A 26,228-nucleotide genomic window follows, 5' to 3' on the forward strand; every position below is an offset into this window, starting at 1 on the left:
GCGAGAAAACACCACAATGCCCGACACCGACTTGCACACTGCCTGGTTGTACCCCAGAGAAGACCACTTTCCGGTGCTGACTGTTGCCCAGACCCGGGCGGCGGAAGAAGCCGCATTCAAGGCTGTTGACTCATTTGAACTGATGAAAGCTGCAGGAGAACGCAGCGCAGCCCGAATTCTCGACGACCTGCGTCATTGCGAATTGCAGCCGGCGCAAGTGTTGGTGCTGGCAGGCCCGGGCAACAATGGTGGAGATGCACTGATTTGCGCCCGCACGCTGGCTCAAGCAGGTGTCAATGTGGTTTTGATGGACATCGCGGACCCGCACACCGGCTCAAAAGACCGACAAAACGCAAAGAAGCTGGCTGACAGCGTGCCGATACCCTTGGTGGATGCGCGTCACCCTGTCATTGATCGCGATTCATGGATCGTGGACGGTCTGCTGGGAATTGGCATAACGCGCGCTGCAGAGGGCTTGATTGCGAAATGGATCGAATTAATCAACCACAGCCCCAACCGTCGCCGGGTGTACTCGCTTGATTCGCCGAGTGGATTGAACTGCGACACCGGTCTGGCGATGGGGCCAGCCGTACAGGCTGACGTCACATTGAGCTACATCGCATGCAAACTGGGTCTGTTGAGTTCAGAAGGCAAAGACTTGTGCGGGACCTTGATGATTGAGCCGCTCAACTGCGAACGCCTTATTGAGCCCGATGCCCTGCAAGCCCCCAGTGATCAGCAGCACACGGCCCGACTTCCTCATCGCCTGCATGCCCATCACAAAGGGAACCACGGCAGTGTCAGTGTAGTTGGTGGTTGCTCAGGCATGGTGGGTGCCGCACTGCTTGCAGCCCGAAGCGCCATTTTGTGCGGAGCAGGTCGAGTGGCTTACAGCCTGCTGGCGGATCAAGCGGATCAACCGCTGCTCGATTTTCAATTCCCTGAATTGATGAACAAAAGCCTTGAAGACGTCCTGACCTTTTCCACTGTGCTTGCAGTGGGGCCTGGAATGGGCCAGAGTGGTCTGGCAGAGCAGGTGCTGAATCGTGTGCTTCGCGCAAACCAACCCCTTGTTTTGGACGCAGACGCGTTGAACCTGCTTGCCACAGACTCGGCCACTCTAGGTGATGGCATGACTCATCGAATTCAAGCGGGTTGGCAAACTGTGTTGACGCCACACCCCCTGGAGGCCGCTCGCTTGCTGAACACCAGCACGGAGTGGGTACAACATCATCGCCTGAGCGCCGCAACCGCGCTGTCCGAGCGTTTTAATGCCACGGTGGTTTTGAAAGGGGCAGGCACGTTGACGGTCTACAAAGCGCGCAGTGAAATCAATCTGACAGGTTCTTCATTGTTGGCGACAGGCGGCAGTGGCGATGTGCTTACCGGTTGCATTGCGGCATTGCTCGCACAGGGACTTTCCGCTTTTGAAGCAGCCAGTACAGGCGTCTGGCTGCATGGCCTGGCTGCAGACCCGCTGCCCGATGAAACCCACGGGCCCGAGGTTGCTGGCGCCTCCGTGTTGATCACACGGATCAACCAGCAGCTAAACCACTTCCTGCACAAGCGCGCCAGAGGCAATCGTTAACTGTCGCCCACAACGGGCCGCCAACTTGTCGTCGTGGGTGACCAGCACAAGCGTGGTGCCCTGCTCTCGTTGAAGGGAAAACATCAGATCAATCACACGCTGGCCCGTCGCAAAGTCAAGACTGCCAGTGGGCTCGTCGGCAAAAACCACGGTGGGCCTTCGGACGAAGGCTCTCGCCAATGCCACCCGCTGCTGCTCACCGCCAGACAGGGTTTTGGGCGTGTGGTGGATCCGATTGGCCAACCCCACCCTCTGAAGCATGTTGATACAGGCCTCTTCGCGATTTGACATGGTTGTCAATTCAGTGGCCAGCATGACGTTTTCAAGGGCCGTCAGATGGTCCAGCAACTGAAAACTCTGAAACACAAATCCCACATGTTGGGCACGCAGTCGCGCTCGACTGTCTTCACTCATGGCAGCCAGGTTTTGCCCCAGAAAATTGACCTCGCCCGAGGTGGGCGTATCCAGACCAGCAAGCATGCCCAGCAGGGTCGATTTGCCCGAGCCGGACGCACCAACAATTGCAACGGCCTCCCCCTGATCTATAGAAAAAGTAATGTTTTCTAGTATGCTCAAGGTGCTGTCGCCGTCCTGAATGATCTGACTCAGGTTTTTGACTTCCAATATAGGACTACTCATGTTTTTTGATACCACTCGTCATGTAAAGCGCGCCCTGTCAATCGGGCTGACCACCATCGGGTTGGCCGCAACATTCGCACTTGCACCCACCGCGTACGCTGCAAAGGTAACACCAAAAGATTGCAAAATTCTGGTGCTGGGCGACAGTTTGTCTGCGGGTTACGGTTTGTCCCCCGATCAGGGATGGGTACACCTTATGGAAAAGAGATTGACCGAAAAGTTCCCGAACTGCAGCGTTTTCAATGCGTCCATTTCAGGCGAAACGACGGCAGGCGGCAAAGCTCGGCTTGATGAATTGCTGAAAACCCAAAAACCCAGTCACATGGTTCTGGAACTGGGCGCCAACGACGGTTTGAGGGGTTTGTCACTGCAGGTGATGCAGGACAATCTGCGCAGCATGATTGTAGCGGCCAGGCAAAACCTGGTTCAAACCGTGCTGGTCGGTATGAAAATTCCACCCAATTACGGCCCGAACTACACCCGTCGATTTGACCAGACTTTCCCGACACTGGCCAGAAAGGAGAAAGTACCCCTGGTGCCTTTCATGCTGGCAGGATTTGCTGACAAGCCCGAAGCGTTTCAGGCCGATGGAATACACCCCAATGCAGACTATCAAGAAAAAGTACTGGACAACATCTGGCCAGCACTTTCAGGCACCCTGACACCCTGACAATCAGGGTGTTCGTATTCAGAACTGCTTCTTGATTTCAACACCGATGCGCTTGGCCAGCACCTCACGTGCGGCCAGCGCCAAGGCTTCTTGATAAGACTGATCAGCAATGCCATTGTAGAAGTTCAACACTTGCGGATCCGCGTCTTTCTTGACCACCTCAGCATCGGCCACTGCGGACACCCAGGCCACTGTAAAGCCTTTGTCACCCTGTGGAACAACCAAGGCCTTGGGCAACTTGGATGCCCCAGTGTCCAGCACCGCTTGTGCAACAGGGCCAGGCACACCCTTGGCACCAATGGCTGAAATGGTTTTGGCAGCGTCAAAGTCTTTGAGCGCTGCCTGTCGGCTTGCGCTGTCCGCCTTTGCGTCGTTCAACTGGGCAACAAGGGCGTCGGCGTCCTTGCTTGCAAGCTCAGCCGCTTTTTGCTGTTTCAATTGCTTCAAAATGGTGTCTTTCACAGCAGCCAAGGGCTTGGGCGCTGCTGCCTGATAGGAAACAATGTGAGCAGACACCAGGCTGTCTCCAACTTGAATCGCCTTGGTGTTGTTTTTGCTCTTGATGGATTCATCCGAGAACAGCTCATCGAGCAACTTGGGGTCTGCCAGCACCTTGGGGGTGTCTTTGGCAGGTTGGCGAGTCAGCCCCTTGAAATCCACTGGCGTCAACTTCAGCTGCTTGGCCACTGCGTCAAAAGATTGCCCGCCCTCATAGACCTTTTCAGAAAAGGTTTCCTGAGCACTGGCAAAGGCCACAGTCAGCTTCTGGTTTTTGATCTCAGACACAATTCCAGATTTAACGTCAGCCAGCGGCTTCTGATCACCACCTCGAATGTCGGTCACCTCCAGGATGTGATACCCGAACTGAGTCTTCACCAAATCACTGATCTGATCCTTTTTAAGCGCGAACATGGCCTGCTCAAAAGCGGCGGGCATGTCACCCTTGCCAAAATAACCGAGATCGCCGCCATTCTTGGCCGAACCCGCATCGCTTGAATATTTGGCAGCCAGCTTGGCAAAATCAGCAGGATTGGCCTTCACCTCAGCCAGTACCTTTTCTGCTGCCGCTTTTAGCTCAGCCGGGGTCTTGCCCTGCTCTTCGGCCGGCAGCAGGATGTGGCGCACCTTGCGCTGTTCAGGTGTGGAAAACCGGGCCTTGTTCTGCTCATAGTAGCTTTGCACATCGGCATCACTGACTTCGATACCCGCCTTGATGTCAGCGGGGCTTAGCACCAGATACTGAACATCGGCGGTCGCGGGTGTTTCAAATGCGGACTTGTTGTCGTTGTAGTACTTTGTAATTTCATCGTCGGTTACGCTGACCTTGGGCAAATAGGCATCCAGTCCAATGGTGCGTGTTTGAACCACACGACCAGCCAACTGCGCGTTGTCAATCTGAGAGCGAAGCGACTTGGTAAAAAACACCGATTCAAACAAGGGATTCAGAACCTGGTCGCGCGCCATGTTGAATCTCAGATTGGCATCGTAGCTGGCGGGCGTCAGGCCACGTGCAGCCAGCAAAGCCTTGTAGGTGTCCATGTCGAACTTTCCGTCTTTCTGAAAAGCGGGGGTCTCAAGGATGGCGGTACGCAAAGCCTCGTCAGACGCTGTCAGGTATTCTTTGGCCACGTCTTTTTGCAGCAGGTATTCAGAAATGATGGTGTCAAGCAGCTGTTTGTTGACCTGTGGATTGTCAAACTGCTTCGGGTCGAAGTTCGCCCCAGCGCGCTGTCTGGCCTCTTCGATCCTGTTTCTTTTGACCTGATCAAACTCGGCCTGCGTGATTTTGTAATCACCCACAGTGGCCAATACATTTGGCCCGGAACCAGAACCTTCATATCGGTTCACACCCAACAAAACAAAAGCAGGCGCAATGAACAGCAGCAGTAGAAACTGCATCAGTTTTTGGTTGTTGCGAACAAAATCAAACATGTGGGCAGGCCAAGTCAGGTTAAAAACAACGGACAATGATACCTGAAGCTGGTCTGCGTTGGCGCCTAACGCAGCAACCTCAAACCATTAAACACCACCAACAGACTGGCTCCCATGTCGGCAAACACGGCCTCCCACATGGTTGCCTCTTGAAACACCGCGAGATACAAAAAAACCAGCTTAATGCCCAGCGCCAACACAATGTTTTGCCACAACACCCAGCGAGTTTTTTTCGAAAGCTCGATCGTGTCGACGATGCGGGCCAGATTGTCATTCATAACCACAATGTCGGCCGTGTCCATGGCGATGTCAGTTCCTGACCCACCCATGGCAAACCCCAGCCCGGCACTGGCCAAAGCAGGCGCATCATTGATTCCATCGCCCGCCATGGCCACCAAGCCGGCGCTTTCCGCACGCAAATGCCTGATTTGCTCCATTTTTTCATTGGGCAAGAGACTGGCACGAATATCTTCAATTCCCAACGACCGGCCAACGCCCTGTGCAACCACCGGATTGTCACCGGTAAGCATCACGACTTGCAGGCCCAGACCCTTGAGGCGACGAATTTGCGCCGCCGCACCAGGCCGAACTTCATCGCTTACCGCGAAAAGGGCAAGCACGTGATCATTACACATCAATACACTCGTTGATCTGCCCCCTGTCTCCATGTCATTCAGTCGCTGCCCAAGCTGTGCACGCGCTTGCGGACATTGAACAGAATCCAAAAGCCGCCTATTGCCGAGTTGGCAGGACTGATCATTCCAGTGCGCCTGAACGCCGAGCCCGGCGACCGCGCTGTAGTCTTGCAAGACAGGCAAATCTACAGGCTCGCCTTCTGGCTGCAAGCCCTGAGCAATCGCCTTGGCCACGGGGTGATCAGATCGCTCGGCCATGGCAATGGCCAACGCTCGAACCACGGCTTCATCTTGGACCGAATCCAGAAACTCAGCCTCAGCCAGCACAGGACAGCCGACCGTCAAGGTTCCCGTCTTGTCAATTGCCAGCACAGCAATATCACGGGCGGCTTCTAGTCATGCACCACCTTTGATGACAACACCCATTCGCGCCGCCCTGGCCAAACCACTGACAATGGTGACCGGCGTTGAAATGACCAAGGCACAAGGACAGGCAATCACCAGCAATACGAACGCCTTGTAACTTGCACCCAACCATGACAGGTGCCACAGCAAGGGCCCAGCAAACGCCACACCCAAGGCGATGAAAAATACCAGTGGGGTGTACCAGCGGGCAAAGCGGTCAACCAGGCCTTGGGTGGGTGCTCTTGATTGCTGGGCCTGCTCAACCGCTGCGATCACCTGACTCAACACGCCCTCGGTTGAAGTCGCTGTTACCCGAACAGTCAACTCTGCAGTTTGATTCAAGGTGCCTGCGTACACCACGCTTCCCGGGTGCTTGTCCACGGGCATGCTTTCGCCCGTCAAAGAAGATTCGTCCAACGTCGATTGCCCCGATTCAATGACGCCATCCAGCGGAACTCTGGCACCGGGTCGAATTCGTATGAGCGAGTCTCGGGGCACTTGATCCACTGACACCTCATTCCAGCCACCGCAGCACTGCTGCATGTGAACCCGCTCGGGACGAAGCTTTAACAAGGCATGCACCGCGTTTTTGGCGCGTCCGACTGAGCGGGCTTCGATCCATTCCGCACAGGCATACAGCGCCATCACCATGGCTGCCTCGGGCCATTGACCAATCAGAAAGGCCCCCGTTACGGCCACGCTCATCAGGGCACTGATATTCATGCGAAGCTGCCGAATGGCTATCAGACCTTTGCGGTATGTTGACCCGCCTGCCAGCAAAATGCCCACCCCGGCAAACAGCATGCCGACATATTGAAACGGCCCATCGTCGAATTTCAGAACATGAATGAATTCAGCAGTGAGCGCAAACACCAAGGCAACACTGGCGCGCAAGGCTTCCAATCGGGATTGACGACTCAACAGCGCTTCACTGTCCTCGCGGGCCTGAATCAATTGAACCTCAAACCCAGCCTTGCGAATCGGTTGAATGATTTCGTCGATTTGCCCTGGATCTACCTGAACTTCAATTTGTCGGTTTGACAGATGAAAATGCAGCGCCGATTCAGCAACAACACCCTTCAACAACTGTCGAATTTCGCGCTCCTCATTGGCACAGTCCATGGCTGGTACGTACAACAGCAGCTTGCTGTCTGAGGCTGAATGCGTGGTGCGACGGGATTGGATCAAAACTCGAGTCTCCCTCGGGAATGAGCAAGGATTTACAAGCAATTTTGAGGGTAACGCACCTCAAGGTGTACTGAGGCAAAAGAGAATAAAAAAAAGCGATGCACCTTGAAGGTTGCATCGCTTTTTTGTTTTGGCGGAGTGGACGGGGCTCGAACCCGCGACCCCCGGCGTGACAGGCCGGTATTCTGACCAACTGAACTACCACTCCTGAGTTGGTTTTTTGAACTGTTTCGCAAAATCTTGGTGGGTGCTGAGAGGCTCGAACTCCCGACCTAAACCTTGTAAGGGTTCCGCTCTACCAACTGAGCTAAGCACCCGACATACACTAGACAATCTTGGAATTTGGTCAATCGACTTTATTCTTGTTTTCTAGTGACTGTCGCTTTTGCGAATCAGCCAAGACCGCAATTATATACAGAATTTAATTTACTCTGCAATAGCCCGAGCTACTTTTTTGTAAATTAATTAACTGCGTCTTTCAGGGCCTTGCCAGGACGGAACTTAGGCACAGCAGCAGCCTTGATTTTGATGGTAGCGCCAGTGCGTGGGTTACGACCGCTGCGAGCAGCGCGCTTGCCAACAGCAAAGGTACCAAAACCAACCAAGGTTACTGAACCGCCCTTTTTCAGGGTGGTCTTCACAGCGTCAATCATTGCATCCAATGCGCGGCCAGCGGCTGCCTTGGAGATTTCTGCTGATTCAGCAATTTGGTCGATCAGTTCGGTTTTATTCATGTAATAAGCCCCCTCTTGGTGACAAAAAAAACGGCGCTCTAGGTAAGCGCCACGTAGCTTCCAGTGCCTAATTTAGACATGGCGCAAACCTAGCTGTCAAGCCATTTTGCGCGATTTTCTCAGTTAATTTTCGAGGTGTAAAAACACCTTGCCAAACACACAAAAAAAAACCCGACATTCAAGTCGGGTTTTTTAAATCAAGTTTCTTATACAGATCAATGCTTTACAGCAGGATTTGCCACGGCATCGTCAGTCTTCGATGACAACATCTCAGGTTGCTGCGCGAGTGGCTCTGGCAAACGTTCTAAGGCGTTTTCAATGACCTGATCAATCCATTTGACTGGAATAATCTCCAGGCTGTTCTTCACGTTGGCCGGAATTTCAGCCAAATCCTTGACGTTTTCCTCAGGAATCAGCACAGTTTTGATGCCACCACGATGGGCTGCAAGCAGCTTTTCCTTCAGACCACCGATGGCAAGCACCTCCCCACGCAACGTGATTTCCCCTGTCATGGCAATGGAGGATTTCACGGGGATACCCGTGAGGGTTGAGATCAACGCGGTCGTCATGGCAATGCCGGCTGAGGGACCATCTTTGGGCGTAGCGCCCTCAGGCACGTGAACGTGAATGTCACGCTTCTCGAACACGCTGTCGACGATGCCGAGGCGGGTTGAACGTGAGCGCACCACTGAGCGTGCCGCCTCAACGGACTCTTTCATCACATCGCCCAGAGAACCGGTGCGAATGATGTTGCCCTTGCCGGGCATGGACACAGTCTCGATGGTCAGCAGGTCGCCGCCCACTTCTGTCCAGGCAAGACCGGTAACCTGCCCCACCTGGTTTTCTTTTTCAGCCAAACCAAAGCTGTAGCGGCGCACACCCAGAAACTTGTCCAGATTTTTGGGGGTCACAGCCACTTTTTTGTCTTTACCACCCAACAAGACCTGACGAACCACCTTGCGGCAGATCTTGGAGATTTCGCGCTCCATGCCACGCACACCCGCCTCACGGGTGTAGTAACGGATGATGTCACGAATGGCGGCTTCAGAGACTGAGAGCTCATCCGCCTTCACACCATTGTTCTTCATCTGCTTGGGCAACAGGTATTTTTGAGTAATGCTGACCTTTTCATCCTCGGTGTAACCCGACAAACGAATCACTTCCATTCGGTCAAGCAATGCCGGAGGAATGTTCAATGAGTTGGCAGTGGCCACGAACATGACGTCCGACAGGTCGTATTCAACCTCCACGTAATGATCCACAAAGGTGCTGTTTTGCTCGGGATCAAGCACCTCGAGCAGCGCCGAAGCAGGGTCACCCCGGAAGTCCATGCCCATCTTGTCAATTTCATCGAGCAAAAACAGTGGATTACGAACACCCACTTTCGTCAGGCTACTCAACACCTTACCGGCCATGGAGCCGATGTAGGTTTTGCGGTGACCACGAATCTCGGCTTCATCACGCACACCGCCCAGAGCCATGCGAACAAACTTGCGGTTGGTAGCACGCGCCACAGACTGCCCCAATGAGGTTTTACCCACGCCGGGAGGGCCAACCAGACACAAGATTGGGGCCTTTAGCTTGTCAACACGCTGTTGCACTGCAAGGTACTCCACAATGCGTTCTTTGACCTTTTCAAGACCATAGTGGTCTTCATCCAGCACATGCTGAGCGTTGGCCAGATCGTTGTTGATCTTGGTCTTCTTTTTCCAAGGCAGATTGACCAGGGTGTCGATGTAATTTCGAATCACAGTGGCTTCAGCCGACATGGGCGACATCAATTTCAGTTTTTTAAGCTCAGACTCAGCCTTTTTGAGGGCTTCCTTGGGCATTTTGGCAGCCTTGATCTTGCGTTCAAGTTCTTCCATGTCAGCGCCGTCTTCGCCCTCACCCAGCTCTTTCTGGATGGCCTTGACCTGTTCGTTCAGATAGTACTCGCGCTGGCTTTTTTCCATCTGGCGCTTAACTCGACCACGAATGCGCTTTTCAACCTGAAGAATGTCAATTTCAGACTCAAGCTGGGCCAACAACGCCTCAAGACGCGCGGACACGCTGAAGGTTTCCAGAATGGATTGCTTCTGCTCAAGCTTTAAGGGCAGGTGCGACACGATGGTGTCGGCCAGCCGGCCTGTGTCGTCAATGCCAGAAAGTGAGGTCAGAATTTCGGGAGGGATCTTCTTGTTCAACTTCACATAGGAGTCAAACTGAGCCATGACGGCACGCTTCAAAGCCTCTGTTTCAGGGCTTTGGGACGGATCGGGCAGCAAAGGCAGGGCCTCCGCCTGAAAATGGGTTTCCAGATCCTGTACTTTCTCGAGTTTGGCACGCTGCACGCCTTCAACCAGCACCTTGACGGTGCCATCGGGCAACTTCAGCATTTGCAGGACGTTGGCCACACAGCCAATGCCATAAATGTCTTTTTCGCTGGGCTCATCATTGGAGGCAGACTTCTGGGCAACCAAAAGAATGCTCTTGCCACTTTCCATGGCAATTTCAAGCGCCTTGATCGACTTGGAGCGACCTACAAACAAGGGGATGACCATGTGTGGAAACACCACGACATCCCGCAGGGGCAACAATGGCAGGTCAATAATCTGTTCGGGAAGCACGTTGGTCGCTGACATAATTTTCACCTTTTTAAAACTTGATACTACTGTGGGGGCAAAACGCGCTTATTCAAGCCTCAAATAAAACAATACCACCGAAAAGAAAAAGCCCGACATGAAAGTCGGGCTTTTTCTGGATCTTTCACGCTCAAAACCCCTGTTTCGGGGGCTCTGAAGCCTACGATTTGTCTTTGCTGCCTGCGATCTTGGGTGCATCTTCGTAGATCAGAAGCGGTTGACCCTCACCCGTGATTGTGGACTCATCAATGACCACCTTCTTGACCTGTCCTTCGCTGGGCAAATCGTACATCACGCCCAACAGAGCTTGCTCAAGAATGGTGCGCAAGCCACGCGCGCCAGTTTTGCGCTGTATCGCCTTTTTGGCAATGGCGCTGAGCGCAGAGGGTCGAATTTCCAGTTCAGCACCGTCCATTTCGAGCAATTTCTGGAACTGCTTGACCACCGCATTTTTCGGTTCGGTCAAAATCTGGATCAGTGCTGGTTCGTCAAGCTCTTCCAGCGTGGCAAATACAGGCAAACGGCCCACCAATTCTGGGATGATACCGAACTTGATCAGGTCCTCCGGCTCAACGTCCTGGAGCATGGCGCCGACATTTTCGTCGGTCTTGCTCTTGACCTCCGCACCAAAGCCGATGCCGGAACGTTCGGACCTGTTGCGAATGATCTTGTCGAGTCCCTCGAAAGCCCCACCGACGATAAACAGCACATTGGTGGTATCGATCTGAACAAAATCTTGATTGGGATGCTTTCTGCCACCTTGCGGGGGCACAGAGGCCACAGTGCCTTCGATCAGTTTCAACAAGGCTTGCTGAACACCCTCACCCGACACGTCGCGCGTGATGGAAGGATTGTCTGATTTTCTGGAAATCTTGTCGATTTCATCGATGTAGACAATACCGCGCTGGGCCTTTTCAACCTCATAGTTGCAGTTTTGGAGCAACTTTTGGATGATGTTTTCAACGTCCTCACCCACATAACCAGCCTCGGTCAAGGTGGTTGCGTCGGCGATCACAAAGGGCACATTCAAAAGCCGTGCGAGGGTTTGAGCAAGCAGTGTTTTACCAGAACCGGTTGGGCCGACCAGCAAAATGTTGCTCTTTGTCAGCTCGATGTCGTCCTTTTTGCCCATGTGGCGCAGGCGCTTGTAGTGGTTGTACACCGCTACAGACAACACGCGTTTGGCGCGGTCCTGACCGATCACGTATTGATCAAGGATCGTGCGAATTTCATGGGGTGTGGGCAGCCGGTCACCGTCGCCAGTGGCGTTGGCTTCCGCGGCCTCATCGCGGATGATGTCGTTGCAAAGCTCAATGCACTCGTCGCAAATGAACACGGACGGGCCTGCAATCAGTTTTTTAACTTCGTGCTGGCTTTTGCCGCAAAACGAACAGTACAGGAGCTTCTCGCTCGACCCTTTTTTCTCTGACATGCTCAAATCCTCGGGGCTACTACCTTATTTCTTGTCAGTTTTCTGGCTGCGTGTTTTAAGAACGTCGTCAATCAGACCGTAATCCTTGGCTGCATCCGCACCCATGAAATTGTCACGATCGGTGTCACGCGCAATTTCTTCGATCGACTTGCCAGTGTTTTCAGCCAGGATACCGTTCAAACGCTCACGCAGATACAGAATTTCCTTGGCGTGAATTTCGATGTCAGACGCCTGACCCTGCACACCACCCAGTGGTTGATGAATCATGATTCGGGAATTTGGCAGGGAGAAACGTTTGCCCTTGGTGCCCGATGACAACAGGAAGGCACCCATGCTGGCAGCCAGGCCTGTGCACAGCGTAGACACATCAGGCTTGATGAACTGCATGGTGTCGTAAATGGCCATGCCCGCCGACACTGAACCACCGGGGCTGTTGATGTACAGCGCAATGTCTTTGTCGGGGTTTTCGGACTCGAGAAACAGCATCTGGGCAACAATCACGTTGGCCATCTGGTCGTTAATCGGGCCCACCAAAAAAATCACGCGCTCTTTGAGCAGGCGGGAGTAGATGTCATAGGCACGCTCGCCCCGACCACTCTGTTCGATCACCATGGGCACGTACATGTTGCCCTGGGGTTCTATCACAGTTGAATTTGAAAAATTACCAGTCATTGAGCGAGGGTTCCACATCATTTACTTATTTCCCATCAGTTCATCAAAAGAAAGCTTTTTCTCGACCACTTTGGTTTGGCCCAGTGTCCATTCCACGACATTGTCTTCCAGAATAACAGCCTCTACATCCGCCAAACGGGCGCGGTCCTGGAAATACCACTGCATGACTTCAGCAGGGTTTTCGTAACTTTGCGCCTGTTCTTCGATGAATGCACGCACCTGTTCGGGTTTGGCCTGCAGACTGTGCAGCTTGACCAGTTCAGACACGATCAGACCCAGACGAACGCGACGCTCGGCCTGAGCTGCAAACAAATCATCCGGAAGCTTGATCTCTTCCACGTTTTGCATGCCACGCGCCTTCAGATCTTGACGCGCACGGGCAGCCAGCTCAGTGGTCTCAGATTCAATCAGCGCTTTGGGCACGTCAAACTCAGCAACCTTGACCAGCCCATTCATGACTGATTCCTTGGTTTGAGCTTTGGTGCGGCTGCTCACTTCACGAATCAAGTTGGTGCGCACGTCTTCGCGAAGTTTGTCCACGCTGCCGTCCTCGATGCCCATGGACTTGGCAAACTCTTCAGTCAGCTCTGGCAACTTGGGCTCTTCAACCTTTTTGATAGTGATTTCAAACTGGGCTGTTTTACCGGCAACGTCTTTGCCGTGATAGTCCTCAGGGAAGCTCAGGTCAAAGGTTTTGCTTTCACCGGCTTTCAACCCACGGGCTGCAGCTTCAAATTCGGGCAGCATTTGGCCTTTGCCCAACACAAAAGAGAAGTCGCTGGCTGTACCACCGTCGAATGCAACTCCGTCAATTTTGCCCACAAAATCAAGCGTTACCTTGTCTTCATCGGCAGCAGCGCGATCAACGTCCGCAAAGGTGGCGCGCTGTTTGCGCAGAATGTCCACCGTTTTTTCAACTTCAGCGTCAGACACTTCAACGACTGTTTTTTCAACTTCAATGGTTGAGAAGTCGCCAAATTTCACTTCTGGGAACACTTCGAAAGTGGCGCTGAATTCAAGCTCAGACTCGTTGCCGTCGTCTTTGGACGCTTCAATTCTGGGAGTACCCGCCACACGCAGGTCGTTCTTTTGAACTTCTTCAGAAAAGGTGCGACCAAGTTCGTCGTTCAGCACTTCAGAATGGATTTGAGGGCCATAGCTCTGCAGAACCATTTTCATGGGTACCTTACCTGGGCGGAAACCAGGCATCTTGGCTGTTTTTGCCACTTTTTTCAGGCGCTTGTCTACTTCAGCGTTGATCTTGTCTACTGACAGCTTCAGAGAGAGCGTTTTCTCGAGTGGGCTAACAGTGCTTGTATTCTCAGTCATTTAAAACTCGTGAACTCAGAGGGGCCCCGGTTACAGGCCCCAGGTTAATGGATGGCACAAACCCGCCCGCGCAAATCGGGCAAGGCTCTGACGCTTGACGATATCTTACACAAGTCTGCAAGGGGTTTGGCAGCCGCAGTGCGCCTGCTTCGGTTTTAAGCACTCGAATTATGAATTCTGCAAACTGGCAGCCTGGCGCCTATACCTCACGGTTCGGCTCTTTCTTGACAGGCTTGGCGAGGGAAATGACTTTGACCGTTCTAAAGGACAGCGACAATCTTGAATCGGGGAAAAGAAGGCGTTTTTCAATACCACCGCAAAACCACACCCCAAAATAGGGGCAAGATGCGGTCAACTGATAAAGCGAGCTTGAACCATGGTGCCCAGGGAGGGACTCGAACCCACACACCTTACGGCGCCAGAACCTAAATCTGGTGCGTCTACCAATTTCGCCACCTGGGCTGGAAGCAAAGCAGGCGCGCATTATAGCCTGAATTTATTTGGATATCCAAAATAATCGCAAATTAATTCTTTTGCATTGATTTACAATCCGAATGTTGTACTACGGGTGTTCCTAGAATGATTTCAGCCAACAGTTTTTCGTATTGCTCTGAAAAGGTTTGCCAGCCGGGTTCTTCCCTGCACTACGCACTGTTGTTTCAGAATCCGGAAGACAGGGCGTTCTGGCTGGGCTGCTTTACCCTGGCCCATGAAATTCGAAGCACCAGCATGAAGCAGCTTGAAGCCGGGCTGACGCAGGTCAAACTCGGCTGGTGGAGAAACGCACTGGTCGACGCCAAAACACAGGCGTCGCAGCACCCCATCATCCAGGCCATTGGCCAACATCACATCAACGCCGTGCCGGAAGCAGCCTGGGGTGACTTGATCGAACAGATGGTTGACAGCTGTGAGGTCAAGCGCCACAACACGCTCGCCGACTGGCATGCCACCACGCTTCGGGAGCTCGAACCCTGGAGCCACTTGATTGCGGTCAAGGCGGGCGTTTCGGACACCAAACAACTGCATGAACTGTTGAATTTTTGGGCCTGGTCAATTGAATTGTGCCAATTGCTTCGTCTGGCCAAGTATCTGGACGAGAACTTCCAACCCGTTCCGGTTGACTGGCTCCAACAGCATGAGGTGACAGCGGAGCAAGTTCGTCAACGGGCCCACGACGAAAGGACCACTGCCCTCTTCATCAGCATGGCAAAAACACTACGAGAAGAAGCGGAACTTGCCTGGAAACGGCTTCCACAAACACTCAGGCTATTTGCAAGGCCGCTCAGGGCGCTTTTTCGCATGCGGGTTGCCGAGTTCAACCTGCACAAGCCAAGCAATTACCTGTTGTTGACCGAGCAGAAAATGCTCACCCCCTGGAAAAAGTTCAGCATTTCATGGACGACTCAGGTCTTGCGCTGGTGATTTTTCCTGAATGCGATAGGCTGCTGCGTACAAGGCGGGCAAGAAAAACAGGGTCAGCAGTGTGGCCACAATCAAACCACCCATGATAGCCACCGCCATCGGCCCCCAAAACTGCGAGCGCATCAAAGGAATCATGGCCAACACCGCCGCCGCAGCGGTCAGCAAGATCGGCCTGGCCCTGCGAATGACAGAACCCACGATCGCTTCAAATGGATCTACGCCTGCCAACCGGTCCTGCTCAATCTGATCAACCAAAATAACCGAGTTGCGAATGATCATGCCAAACAAGGCAATGACACCCAATTGAGCCACAAAACCGAAAGGCCTGCCGGTCAGAATGAGCGCGATGGCCGCCCCGATAATGCCCAGTGGACCGGTGAAATACACCAGCAAGGTTCGGCCAAAACTTTTCAGTTGCAGCATCAGCAAGGTCAGTACGATAAACAGCATCAGGGGCACGTTCGCCAAAATGGATTCTTGCGCCTTGCCCGAATCAGAGGCCAGGCCATCCAGGTTGACACTGACCCCCAGGGGCAAGGCCTGCCGCATGGGTTGCAAGGCTTTGTCGAGCGCCAGTGCGACGGTGGTTCCCTGTACGCCAGGTACCACATCGGCCTGTACGCTTACGGCAAACTCGCCATTCTCACGCCAGATCACACCTGGCTCAAAGCCGATGGTCACTTTGCCCACCTGAGACAGCGGAATGTATGCGCCACTGGCCGTGGGCACGTTGGCGTTGGTCAATTCTGAAAGACTGGATCGCTCACCCGGCAGATTTCTCAGCTCAATGTCGATCAGCTTGTTGTTCTCACGGTATTGCCCAATGGGTGCCCCAGAAAGAACCACTTGAGAGGCTTGGGCAATGCTTTCGCTGCTGACCCCAAGGGCGCGTGCGCGCGCCTGGTCGATGTTCAGCTTGAGCACTTTGACGTTTTCGTTCCAGTTGTCGTGTGTGGCACGTGTGTAGGCGCTGCTGGCCACTGCTTTCTTGACCTGATCGGCCACACCTCGTACCACCCTAGGGTCTGGCCCCTTGACGACAAACTGAACGGGATACGTCACCGGTGGCCCGTTGGGCAGCAGGTTGACCCTGCCACGCACATCGGGAAACTGACTGGCCAGAACCGATTCGAGCTTTTTACGCAGGTGCTCGCGATCCTCAAAGCTGTGGGGTGTGACGATGAATTCGGCCAGGTTACTTTGCGCAAACTTTTGATCCAAAGACAGATAGAAGCGAGGCGCACCGTCGCCCACGAAGGCAGCATAGCCTTGCACTTCAGGCTGCTTGGCCAGCCAGTGCTCAAGCTTGATGGCTTGGGCCTCAGTCTCATGATAGGCACTGCCCTCAGGCAACCAGAGATCCACCATGATCTCCAGACGGTTGGAATCCGGGAAGAACTGCTGCTCAATGAATTTGAAACTGTATCCACCCCCTAGAAAAGCCAGTAACGTGACTCCGATGGTTAACCAACGGTGATTGACGCACCAGGCCACCCATTTTCGGAACCCCTGGTAAAACGGGGTATCGAACACCTCGTGATGCCCAGCCTGGGCGGCGGGTGGCTTTTTCAGAATCAGATAACCCAGGTACGGAACAAACACCACGGCAACCAGCCATGACAACAGCAGTGCCAATGCGGTGACCGCAAAAATTGAAAAGGTGTACTCACCCGCAGCGGACTTGGCCAATGCGATGGGTAAAAAACCCGTTGCGGTAATCAATGTGCCCGTCAACATGGGCATGGCCGTGGACTCGTAAGCGAAGGTTGCTGCCTCAAAGCGCGAATAGCCCTCCTCCAGCTTTCTGACCATCATCTCCACAGCGATGATGGCATCGTCCACCAGCAGACCCAAAGCAATGATGAGCGCACCCAGGGAAATTTTGTGCAAATTGATGCCGAAAAACTTCATGCCCAAAAACGTGGTGGCCAACACCAGCGGAATGGTCAGGGCAACAACCAACCCCGGGCGAACGTCCACCCGGAACGGTTTGGTGTGCAAGCCCAAGCTGACGAAGCTGACGCCCAGAACAATCACAATGGCTTCGATCAGCACCTTGACAAATTCACCCACTGAACTGGCGACGCTTTTGGGCTGATCGGCCACCCGGCTCATTTCAATGCCGGCGGGCAGGGTTTGCAGAATTTTTTGCTCCACCTTCTCCAGGTTTTTTCCCAAAGCGATGATGTCTCCACCATTGACCATGGAAATGCCTACACCGATCACTTCATGCCCGTTGAAACGCATTTTCGACACGGGCGGATCTTCGTAGCCGCGGTGAATATTGGCGATGTCGCCCAGGCGAATGGTATTGCCGTTGGCGCGAATGGGCGTGCTGCGGAGGTCATCGATTGAATTGAATTGACCCTGCACTCGGGCCCAGATTTTTTCATGGTCTAAGCTGACCACACCCTGCGGCGCAACCGCATTCTGGCTGTTGATCTGGGCGATCAGGTTTTGTGCAGAAATGCCAAGTTCAGCCAGTTTGCGATGAGAAATATCGATGAACACCTTTTCTGGCTGCACACCAATCAGCTGCACCTTGGCGACATCGGGCACTTGCAAAAGATATTGACGCGCTTCATCCACGAATGACTTCAATTCAGCGTAACTGAAGCCATCGGACGAGAAGGCCAACATCACGCCGAAGGTGTCACCAAACTCGTCGTTGAAAAGCGGACCTCTGACACCCTGCGGCAAGGTGGCCGCCATGTCGCCAACCCGTTTTCGGGTGGTGTACCAAATGTCGGGTACCTGCTTGGGTGGCGCACTGTCCTTCAGCTGCAGAAAGATGACTGTTTCGCCCGGTTTGGAATAGGACCGGATCTTGTCTGCGTAGGGCAGCTCCTGAAGCACTTTTTCAATCGGGTCTGCAACCTGCTGCGCCATTTGCATGGCGGTTGCGCCCGGCCACAGGGCTTTGACCACCATGCCCCGAAAAACAAAAGGGGGATCCTCTTCCTGGCCCAATGCGAAAAACGCAGCAACGCCCGCGAAAAGAAAAACAGCCAGCAAATAGCGGATCAGAGGCTGGTTGTGCAGCGCCCAACGCGACAGATTGATTTTTTTAGTCATGCGCGGTCACATCTGCGGGTTCGATGAAACGGGTGGCTTTTTGCCCTTCGTTCAGCACGTGTGTGCCGGCAATTACCACCAGATCACCCGCCCTCAGCCCATCTTTGACCAAAAAGCTGCTTTCAGTGACACCAAACGGCTTTACGGCTCGCCGATGCACGGTTTTGCTCTCGGGATCGAACACCCACACCCAAGCACCCTTTTCATCAGCCACCAGGGCAGTGCCGGGCAATTTGAAAGCCGAGTCCGATTGTGCACGTTGGAAAATGACATTGGCACTCATGCCGAAGCGGGCGCTTTTTTGGTCTACACCGGGCAAATCCAGATAAACCGGGTAGGCACGTGTAACCGGGTCAGCAACAGGCGACACCTCCCGGACTTTGGCGGTCAAAGGGTCACCCTCAGCCCACAATTTGACGGTGGCAACCTGACCCGCAGAAAACTGATCCACGCGGGTTTCGGGCACGGCTATTCGCACCTGGATGTCATGTTCCCCGGCCCACTGAAGCACGGGTTGCGCGGGAGCCAGCACCTGCCCTGCTTCGGCATAAATTTTCGTGATGTAGCCATTTCCCGGCGCACGCAGACTGCCATACGCGCTTTGATTGACCTGGGCATTGAGTTGCGAGCGCGCCTGTGCAAGTCGGCTTTCAGCGGCGTCACGCGCCAGCTGCGCGCGATCGACCTGGGCTTGACTCACAAAATTTTGCATTTTCAGGGTGTTGGCGCGCTTCAGGTCGGTGACGGCTTGCTGAAAATCGGCCTGTGCGGCAGCGTACTGGGCCTGAGCGGCAGATTGAGCCAGCGCCAGGTCGCGCGGATCAATTTGTGCAAGCACCTGCCCTTTGTCGACGTGTTGACCCAACTCAACCACACGGCGCAACAGGCGCCCCCCCACTTGAAAGCCCAGCGACGCTTCATAGCGCGGCTCCACCTGGCCCGGATACACCTCATCGGATACGGCACCAGTGGCTTTCAGCGCCATGACGCGAACTGGACGAATGATTTCGGTGGTGTCAGGTTGACCACGTGAACAAGCGCCCAGCAACAGCGCCAGACACAACAAGCCGCCCCGGCCGAGACTGCGGGAATGTTTCAATTTGTCTCCGATTATTCACTACTTGTAGTTGGTGCGCTTATGCTACATCAAAGGAATCACGCCATGCACTCAGGGCTTTCTCGATGCGGTCCACACCAATCACCTGAATGCCCTCGATGGGCTGCTTGGGTAAGTTGGCCTGAGGCACGATCGCATGCGTAAAGCCGAGCTTGGCAGCCTCGCGAAGCCGCTCTTGCCCCCGAGGTGCCGGGCGAATTTCACCCGACAGTCCGACCTCGCCGAACACCACCAAGCCGCGCGGCAAAGGCTTGTTGCGAAGCGAGGACACCATGGCCAGCACAATGGCCAAGTCGGCCGCTGGCTCAGAGATCCGCACACCGCCCACGGCGTTGATGAAAATGTCCTGATCGAAAAATGCAAGCCCTGCGTGCCTGTGCAGCACAGCCAGCAACATGGCCAGTCGGTTTTGCTCCAGGCCTACCGACAAGCGTCGAGGGGCTGGGGAATGGGATGAGTCCACCAAGGCCTGAATTTCCACAAGAAGCGGTCTTGCGCCCTCTTGAGTGACCATCACGCTGGAACCGGCCACCCACTCGGAATGTTGTGACAAAAACAAGGCCGAGGGGTTGCTGACCCCTTTTAGGCCGCGGTCTGTCATGGCAAATACACCCAGCTCATTGACCGCACCAAAACGGTTTTTAAACGCACGAATCAATCGAAACGACGATTGGGAATCCCCCTCGAAATACAACACGGTGTCAACAATGTGCTCAAGAACCCGAGGCCCAGCCAGCGTACCCTCCTTGGTGACATGGCCCACAAGAATGGTGGTGATGCCCAAAGACTTGGCGGCGCGTGTCAATTGGCTGGCGCACTCCCGAACCTGGCTGACTGACCCTGGCGCAGAGCTGAGTTCTGAGGTGTAAAGTGTTTGAATGGAATCAATCACGAGCACCCGAGGCTGATGCGTTTGAATTTCAGCCAGGATCTTTTCGAGTTCAATTTCTGTCAATACGCGAAGGTCGGTGTTCTCAAGACCAAGGCGCTGAGCGCGCAGGGCAATTTGCCCGGCCGACTCCTCACCACTGACGTACAACACATGGGTGGTTTGCGACAGCGTGACCATGGATTGAAGAAGCAGCGTTGATTTGCCGATGCCAGGATCGCCACCCAAAAGAACCACCATACCAGGCACCATACCGCCACCCAGAACTCGGTCAAATTCAGAAACACCCGAACTGTATCGTGGGTGTTCCTCTGCTTCGATTTCGGAAAGCTTGACCACCTGGGCCGATTGCGCAGCCAATGCCGTAAAGCGCGGGTTTTTGGCTGCGCCCGGGCTGACTGCGGATTCAACGAGTGTGTTCCATGCACTGCATTCATTGCACTGCCCTTGCCATTTGGAAAAGACCGCACCGCATTCCGTGCACTGATACTGCGTTTTTACTTTGGCCATGCGGTTTCAACTTCCTATCAAACAGGGAACGCGCGGCGTGACCGCACAGAGCAACTCATAACCAATGGTGCCACTCGCACTGGCAATTTCATCCACGGGCAAATGATTGCCCCACAATTCAACGGGTGCGCCGGGTTTGATTTCGCTTGCGGGCCCCAGGTCGACGGTCATCATGTCCATAGACACCCTGCCGGCCAGCGGGTAACGACGACCTTGCACCCAGACAGGCGTACCGTCTGGCGCATGCCGAGGGTATCCATCGGCGTATCCGCACGCGATCACTCCAATAACCGTGTCTTGCCGGGCCTGCCAACGCGACCCGTAACCCGCATATTGACCCTTTTTGACCGATTGAACGGCGATCACCTCGCTCTTCAGTGACATGACAGCACGCAAGCCGTAGTCAGCCGCTGAATGTGGACCACAGCTTGCCCCATAAATGGCAATGCCGGGCCGAACAATGTCGCCAGCCAGATCGGGGCAGTTCAGGATGGCCGCCGAATTGCCAAGGCAGGCCTTCCAGTGCGGGGGCTTGGCGTCCATCAATCGTGCATGCTGATGCGCCGGAGAAACGGCAGTGTCATGAAGGTCACTTGCGTCTGCATTGGCAAAGTGGGTCATCATGACAGGCGTGGGGGCTCCAATGGCCGCCACGATGTCTGTCAGTGACGCAATGGCGGCTTGGGTTTGACCTTTGTCAAAGCCCAGTCGATTCATGCCGGTGTTCAATTTCAGATAGAAAGTTGGCTTGAATTCAGTGTGTCGCAGCAAAGGCAGTACGCTGTTCAATACCGCCAGCTGCTGCTGGTTGTGGATGACCCAGTCACAACGCAGGGCCAAGGCCTGCTCAATATCGGGTTTGTCGAAACAGCCCTCCAAGAGCAGTATCGGCTTTGACCAACCCATCTCCCGAAGCCGACCCGCACGGTCCAGTTCCAGCAGGGCAAGTGCATCGGCATTGGCCAACCCTGTGAAAATTCGGGACAGCCCATGGCCATAGCCATCAGCCTTGACCACAGCCATGCAAGTCGCATCAGGCATGCGCTTTTTCAAGTTTTCGATATTGAATGATACGGCTTGAGGATCAATGTGAGCGCGGATGGGGCGAGGCATATTTGGCAGCAAAGACGTCTTGGATCAGTCCGGATATGATATAACGCCACAACAACATTGAACGAGCAGCCAACCTGCGAGCCAGAATAAATTCAGGCTCGTGATATCTTCTGTTGAATGAAACCGGGCTTTTACACCATCATGGCGGCGCAGTTTTTTTCGTCGCTGGCCGACAATGCGCTGCTGATTGCAGCCATCGCTTTGCTGACGCAGATCCATTCTCCCGAGTGGATGACGCCGCTATTAAAATCCTTTTTTGTGTTGTCCTACGTCCTGCTGGCTCCTTTTGTGGGTGCCTTTGCAGACCGATTACCCAAAGGCAAGGTGATGCTGATCACCAACACCATCAAGGTGGCGGGCTGCGTTCTGATGTTCTATGGCTTGCATCCCCTGCTTGCTTACGCTTTGGTGGGCCTGGGCGCCGCAGCTTATTCTCCGGCCAAATATGGCATTTTGACTGAACTGCTGCCCCATGAAAGACTGGTGGAGGCCAACGGCTGGATCGAAGGCCTAACCGTGTTGTCCATCATCCTGGGCACGGTGCTGGGCGGCTTGCTGATTACCCCGGAAGTCGCCGACTGGTTTTTACACACCAAACTGCCCGGTTATTTTGAACACATGGACACGCCTGCCGAGGTGGCCGTGTTTGTGATTGCCTTGGCTTATGTCATCGCCGGTCTTTTCAACATGAAAATTCCGGACACAGGCGCCCGCTACGTGTCTGAGCTACGCCACCCCGTTGAAATGACACGCCGATTTTTCGGCTGTTTTGCCGAATTGTGGAAAGACAAGCTGGGGCAGATATCTCTGGCGGTGACCACCCTGTTTTGGGGCGCGGGCGCCACCCTGCAATTTATTGTGTTGAAATGGGCGCAAGTGGCACTGAATTTAAGCCTGAACAAAGGGGCCGTGCTGCAGGGCGTGTGCGCCTTTGGTGTGGCATTTGGTGCCGTGCTGGCGGCCAAGTATGTCCCCTTGAAAAAGTCGATGCGGGTGCTGCCCGTCGGTGTGGCAATGGGGTTGGTTTGCATGTCGATGGTGTTTGTCAACAAGCTGGGCACCGCCTATTTGCTGATCATCATCATCGGGGCGCTCAGTGGTTTCTTTGTTGTACCCATGAATGCCATTTTGCAGCACCGCGGTCACATTCTCATGAGCGCAGGTCGCTCAATTGCCATTCAAAACTTCAACGAAAACCTGTCTGTGCTGTTTATGCTGGGCCTGTATTCATTCCTGATCAAATTTGATGTGCACGTCAACACCGTCATCCTGATGTTCGGTGGCTTTGTGATGGGGTCAATGACCCTGGTGATTCTGCGGCATTACTATGCTCAAAAGCATTTCAATGTTGAGGCCTGCATCGGTGAAGAAAAGCCCATCGGCCCGTAAACGCAAACTATTCTTACAAGATTTCAGCCGTTACGTTGCGCAAAGTCGCTCATAAATTCGGCCAGATGTTCTGCTGCAGCAAGCTCCAGCCCATTGTACAAAGATGCGCGCAACCCACCCACACTTCGATGACCAGCCAACCCTGAAAAACCCAATAAAGCAGACTCAGCCAAAAAATGGGCTTGCAAACCCGGATCAGGCAGTGAAAAGGCCACATTCATGATTGACCGATCATCATGCGCCACCCTGCATCTGTAAAAGCCGTCTGACTGGTCAATCACCCGGTATAAACAAGCCGCTTTGGATTGGTTGATTTCACCCATTGCGTCTAGCCCTCCTATCGTTTGGCGAATCCATTGGGTAGCAAGCAGCACCACATAGATTGCAAACACGGGCGGTGTGTTCAGGATTGAATTGGCTCGGGCCTGCTCTCTGTAATCCAGAAAGCTGGGCAGTCCCTTGGGGACCTGCTCCAATAACTCCCGCTTGATCACAACCAAAGTGACGCCCGAAGGCCCCAGATTTTTTTGAGCATGGGCATACATCAAATCGAATTGATCGTATTGACCCGGTCTTGACAAAAAATCAGAAGACATGTCGCACACCCTGCGCACCCCAGGCAGCCCGATCACCCGGTTGAATTGCAGTCCTTCCACTGTCTCATTCGAACAATAATGCAGGTAGGAGGCCGAAGGTGACAAAAGCAACTCATGGTCTTCGGGCAAACGTGCGTAATTCTCAGAGCGACCACTCCAAGCCACTCGAATATCGCCCTGAATGCGGGCATCTGGAAGCGCCTTGGCGCTCCAATAACCCGTGTCGAGATAGTCTGCATGTGCCCCGTCATGACGACCAAGAAAATTCATGGGCACCATCGTGAACTGCTGGGTCGCTCCACCCTGAAGCAGAAGCACCTTGTAGTCACTTCCCAGTCCCATCAAGCTCAGTACGTTGCGTTCCAGCTCAAATACGACCTGTTCAAACCAGTCTGAACGGTGGCTGATGCCCAGGATCGACAAACCGGTTTCAGGCACACACTGAATGCTTTGCTGCACTTCATCCAACACGGCTTGTGGCAAAGCCCCTGGACCCCCAGAAAAATTCAACTGATTGGCATGCAGTGTTTGATCAATCGCAATCATGGCTTTAATCCTTTCACAAAGCGCTCAAATGCCACCCGCACATTCTTCATGTAGCGCTGCTTATAGGGGAATAATTCCAAGGGGTCTTTGGCGTGCACCACCATGGCGTGATCGACTTCAAAAACCAGCAGTTGGCCGTCAGGCGTTTCGGCGCAATCGATACAAATGTAGTCAAGGCCACAGCGCTCATAAATCGCACTCAATGCATGCTGGTGACGGGCGGCAAACTCATGGAAATTCTCGAAAAAAGCCCGCTCACACTCACGCTTTGCAGCACTTTCATACATGCCCGCATTGAGATAATGAATCATCCAATGCTCAGAAATGGCCAAGTGGCTGGGATACGGCACACCGTCGACCAGTGCTACGCGCATCTTCGAATACAATCCATCCGAATTGCTGTAATCAATAAACCGGGACACGTAAAACGAGTCGTCGGCCACCTCAGCAAGATAGCCTGAGAGATCCTCTCGACTCACAATCTTCTCCAGCGATCGGCCTGCGTGAGACCCCACTGGCCGAACGATGAAGGGCAACTCGCAGTCACCCACAAGCGCCGAGCCTGTTGCACTGGCAACAAATTGGGTCAGTACAGACCTGGCCACTTCATGGGTTGGTGGCATCAAGAGCCCATCGACCTGCTGTAACAATTCACTTGCCTTTACCCGCTCTACGTTCGGAATGAACTGTGGACGATTAATCACGGGTCGATCGAAATTGACTAGACTCTTCTCAATTGCCTTCAAAATCGGTCTGTTTTTATGGGTATCGGACAACCCAACCATCAACACATCAAAAGCCACGCCATCAACGGGAAGGGGCTGATCTACCGTTGAGTAAAAAACCTCAATTCGACAGGGTCCCGAATCCAGCAGGCAGTCCAGCGGAGTATTCTCAGCCAGATCGCCATCCGCCATCAGCAGCAAAATCACTGGTCCGGTCGAATGCTCACAGCATTGCAGCGTGTAATGCCGCGACATCTGTAATGCCTGGGACTGAATGGACAAACCCAGATCCCTCTGCCCGAGAGAAAACAGTGCTGTGCTCAAGTTCATCCAGGTCACAGCATTGTCCTGATGCGAATTAGCACTCGCGAGCAAGCCCTCCACAGCGAAAGACAGATCTCCACCATGAGTGCTTATTTCAAGAAAAGGGGCTAGCCCCAGATAGTGGCTATCTATCCGTTGTAGGACTGCTTCTACGACCTCTGAGGCGCGCTTGTGGCTGGACGATCGCATGACGGGTTCAAATCCGGTGTCAAGGATAGCAAGTAACAATGCAGTCTGGTCAATTCTGTCAGCGGCTAAAAAAACCACTGAACCCATCACATCACCATTCGGGTAGGCGATCGGCTCGATGTGATAACCGCTCTCAAGCCCCATCAACCATACAAAACCGAGGGTATTTGTGTTCAGTGTCTCGCCTTCGATGGCAGAAAGTTTCGCAAGCGCGTTTGTAAATGAAGTCAGTACTTCATCGGAGGGCCGCGCAAAATGCAGTTGATAATCGGTCTGTTCATTGACGGCCTCTAGGAAGCTTAGAATGTCTTGAGGCAGACTGACTGGAACCCTTGCGAACAAAGGCTTTGAATGGAGGCGCTCCCACAGGGTTGGTGCGCTGGAGTAAATCATGGTCTGGTCTCACTTGGTGTTGCATCTGCAATATCCCAAGGTAACACGGCCGATGATTGGGCAAACTGTTCAACTCACCCCCAAAAAGCCCA

The 26,228-nt window shown here is 53.8% G+C and carries 17 protein-coding genes, 3 tRNA genes and 1 pseudogene; 4 read left to right on the plus strand and 17 right to left on the minus strand.

From position 1 onward, the window contains the following. The first annotated feature begins 16 nt into the window (after positions 1 to 16). Entirely contained in the window at positions 17 to 1,588 is a 1,572-nt protein-coding gene (locus QQJ87_RS08455; protein WP_284281196.1) for an NAD(P)H-hydrate dehydratase, read from the plus strand. On the opposite strand, the gene QQJ87_RS08460 is transcribed toward QQJ87_RS08455, so the two are convergent. Continuing rightward, entirely contained in the window at positions 1,547 to 2,227 is a 681-nt protein-coding gene (locus QQJ87_RS08460) for an ABC transporter ATP-binding protein (RefSeq protein ID WP_284281197.1), read from the minus strand. The genes QQJ87_RS08455 and QQJ87_RS08460 overlap by 42 nt on opposite strands. On the opposite strand from QQJ87_RS08460, the gene QQJ87_RS08465 reads away from it, so the two are divergent. After that, positions 2,226 to 2,897: an arylesterase gene (locus QQJ87_RS08465; protein WP_284281198.1), complete on the plus strand. Its 672-nt coding sequence runs from the start codon at positions 2,226 to 2,228 to the stop codon at positions 2,895 to 2,897. The two genes, QQJ87_RS08460 and QQJ87_RS08465, sit on opposite strands and share 2 nt — an antisense overlap. Before the next feature lie 18 nt (positions 2,898 to 2,915). Here the strand turns inward: QQJ87_RS08465 and QQJ87_RS08470 are convergent, their stop codons facing one another. From QQJ87_RS08470 to QQJ87_RS08515, 10 genes and pseudogenes are all read right to left on the minus strand, one after another. After that, positions 2,916 to 4,829, minus strand: a complete 1,914-nt coding sequence (locus tag QQJ87_RS08470; RefSeq protein ID WP_284281199.1) for a SurA N-terminal domain-containing protein — start codon at positions 4,827 to 4,829, stop codon at positions 2,916 to 2,918. A 65-nt stretch (positions 4,830 to 4,894) separates the two neighbouring features. Then, a pseudogene (locus QQJ87_RS08475) lies at positions 4,895 to 6,991 on the minus strand (heavy metal translocating P-type ATPase). Positions 6,992 to 7,188: 197 nt separating this feature from the next. Beyond that, positions 7,189 to 7,265, minus strand: a tRNA-Asp gene (locus QQJ87_RS08480). A gap of 33 nt (positions 7,266 to 7,298) precedes the next feature. After that, positions 7,299 to 7,374, minus strand: a tRNA-Val gene (locus QQJ87_RS08485). Between the two features lie 144 nt (positions 7,375 to 7,518). Further along, positions 7,519 to 7,791, minus strand: a complete 273-nt coding sequence (locus QQJ87_RS08490; RefSeq protein ID WP_284281200.1) for an HU family DNA-binding protein — start codon at positions 7,789 to 7,791, stop codon at positions 7,519 to 7,521. A gap of 215 nt (positions 7,792 to 8,006) precedes the next feature. After that, on the minus strand, positions 8,007 to 10,415 hold the full coding sequence (lon, locus tag QQJ87_RS08495) for an endopeptidase La (protein WP_284281201.1): 2,409 nt from the start codon (positions 10,413 to 10,415) through the stop codon (positions 8,007 to 8,009). Positions 10,416 to 10,575: 160 nt separating this feature from the next. Then, the gene (clpX, locus tag QQJ87_RS08500; protein WP_284281202.1) at positions 10,576 to 11,847 is read right to left on the minus strand and encodes an ATP-dependent Clp protease ATP-binding subunit ClpX; all 1,272 of its coding nucleotides are present in this window, start codon (positions 11,845 to 11,847) and stop codon (positions 10,576 to 10,578) included. A 24-nt stretch (positions 11,848 to 11,871) separates the two neighbouring features. Beyond that, complete coding sequence (gene clpP / locus QQJ87_RS08505) at positions 11,872 to 12,519, minus strand: ATP-dependent Clp endopeptidase proteolytic subunit ClpP (RefSeq protein ID WP_284281203.1); 648 nt, start codon at positions 12,517 to 12,519, stop codon at positions 11,872 to 11,874. Positions 12,520 to 12,540: 21 nt separating this feature from the next. After that, the gene (gene tig, locus QQJ87_RS08510; RefSeq protein WP_284281204.1) at positions 12,541 to 13,848 is read right to left on the minus strand and encodes a trigger factor; all 1,308 of its coding nucleotides are present in this window, start codon (positions 13,846 to 13,848) and stop codon (positions 12,541 to 12,543) included. 377 nt (positions 13,849 to 14,225) lie between these two features. After that, a tRNA-Leu gene (locus QQJ87_RS08515) sits at positions 14,226 to 14,310 on the minus strand. Between the two features lie 117 nt (positions 14,311 to 14,427). Between QQJ87_RS08515 and QQJ87_RS08520 the strand changes: the two genes are divergently transcribed. Beyond that, a complete protein-coding gene (locus QQJ87_RS08520) occupies positions 14,428 to 15,270 on the plus strand; it encodes a squalene/phytoene synthase family protein (RefSeq protein WP_284281205.1) in 843 nt (280 codons plus the stop codon). Here QQJ87_RS08520 and QQJ87_RS08525 read toward each other — a convergent pair. Genes QQJ87_RS08525 through alr form a run of 4 tightly spaced genes read right to left on the minus strand, consistent with a single transcriptional unit; the run spans position 15,241 to position 21,974 of the window. Continuing rightward, positions 15,241 to 18,345 carry an efflux RND transporter permease subunit gene (locus QQJ87_RS08525; RefSeq protein ID WP_284281206.1) on the minus strand — a complete coding sequence of 1,035 codons (3,105 nt, stop codon included), beginning with the start codon at positions 18,343 to 18,345 and terminating at the stop codon, positions 15,241 to 15,243. The two genes, QQJ87_RS08520 and QQJ87_RS08525, sit on opposite strands and share 30 nt — an antisense overlap. After that, positions 18,338 to 19,444, minus strand: coding sequence for an efflux RND transporter periplasmic adaptor subunit (locus tag QQJ87_RS08530; protein WP_284281208.1), 1,107 nt, complete (start codon positions 19,442 to 19,444; stop codon positions 18,338 to 18,340). Before QQJ87_RS08530 ends, QQJ87_RS08525 begins: the two co-directional genes overlap by 8 nt. Before the next feature lie 37 nt (positions 19,445 to 19,481). Beyond that, positions 19,482 to 20,861, minus strand: coding sequence for a DNA repair protein RadA (radA, locus tag QQJ87_RS08535; protein WP_284281209.1), 1,380 nt, complete (start codon positions 20,859 to 20,861; stop codon positions 19,482 to 19,484). A 6-nt stretch (positions 20,862 to 20,867) separates the two neighbouring features. Next, entirely contained in the window at positions 20,868 to 21,974 is a 1,107-nt protein-coding gene (gene alr / locus QQJ87_RS08540) for an alanine racemase (protein WP_284281211.1), read from the minus strand. 117 nt (positions 21,975 to 22,091) lie between these two features. On the opposite strand from alr, the gene lplT reads away from it, so the two are divergent. Further along, positions 22,092 to 23,363, plus strand: a complete 1,272-nt coding sequence (gene lplT / locus QQJ87_RS08545; RefSeq protein ID WP_284281212.1) for a lysophospholipid transporter LplT — start codon at positions 22,092 to 22,094, stop codon at positions 23,361 to 23,363. Between the two features lie 23 nt (positions 23,364 to 23,386). Here lplT and serC read toward each other — a convergent pair whose 3' ends face one another. Together serC and QQJ87_RS08555 are read right to left on the minus strand one after the other, a co-directional pair. Next, positions 23,387 to 24,505, minus strand: a complete 1,119-nt coding sequence (serC, locus tag QQJ87_RS08550) for a 3-phosphoserine/phosphohydroxythreonine transaminase (RefSeq protein ID WP_284281214.1) — start codon at positions 24,503 to 24,505, stop codon at positions 23,387 to 23,389. Next, a complete protein-coding gene (locus QQJ87_RS08555; RefSeq protein WP_284281215.1) occupies positions 24,502 to 26,136 on the minus strand; it encodes an ATP-grasp domain-containing protein in 1,635 nt (544 codons plus the stop codon). The genes serC and QQJ87_RS08555 overlap by 4 nt, the downstream gene beginning before the upstream one ends. Between the last annotated feature and the right edge of the window lie 92 nt (positions 26,137 to 26,228).

The sequence above is a fragment of the Limnobacter litoralis genome (genome assembly GCF_030160455.1).
Taxonomy (GTDB): Bacteria; Pseudomonadota; Gammaproteobacteria; order Burkholderiales; family Burkholderiaceae_B; genus Limnobacter; species Limnobacter litoralis.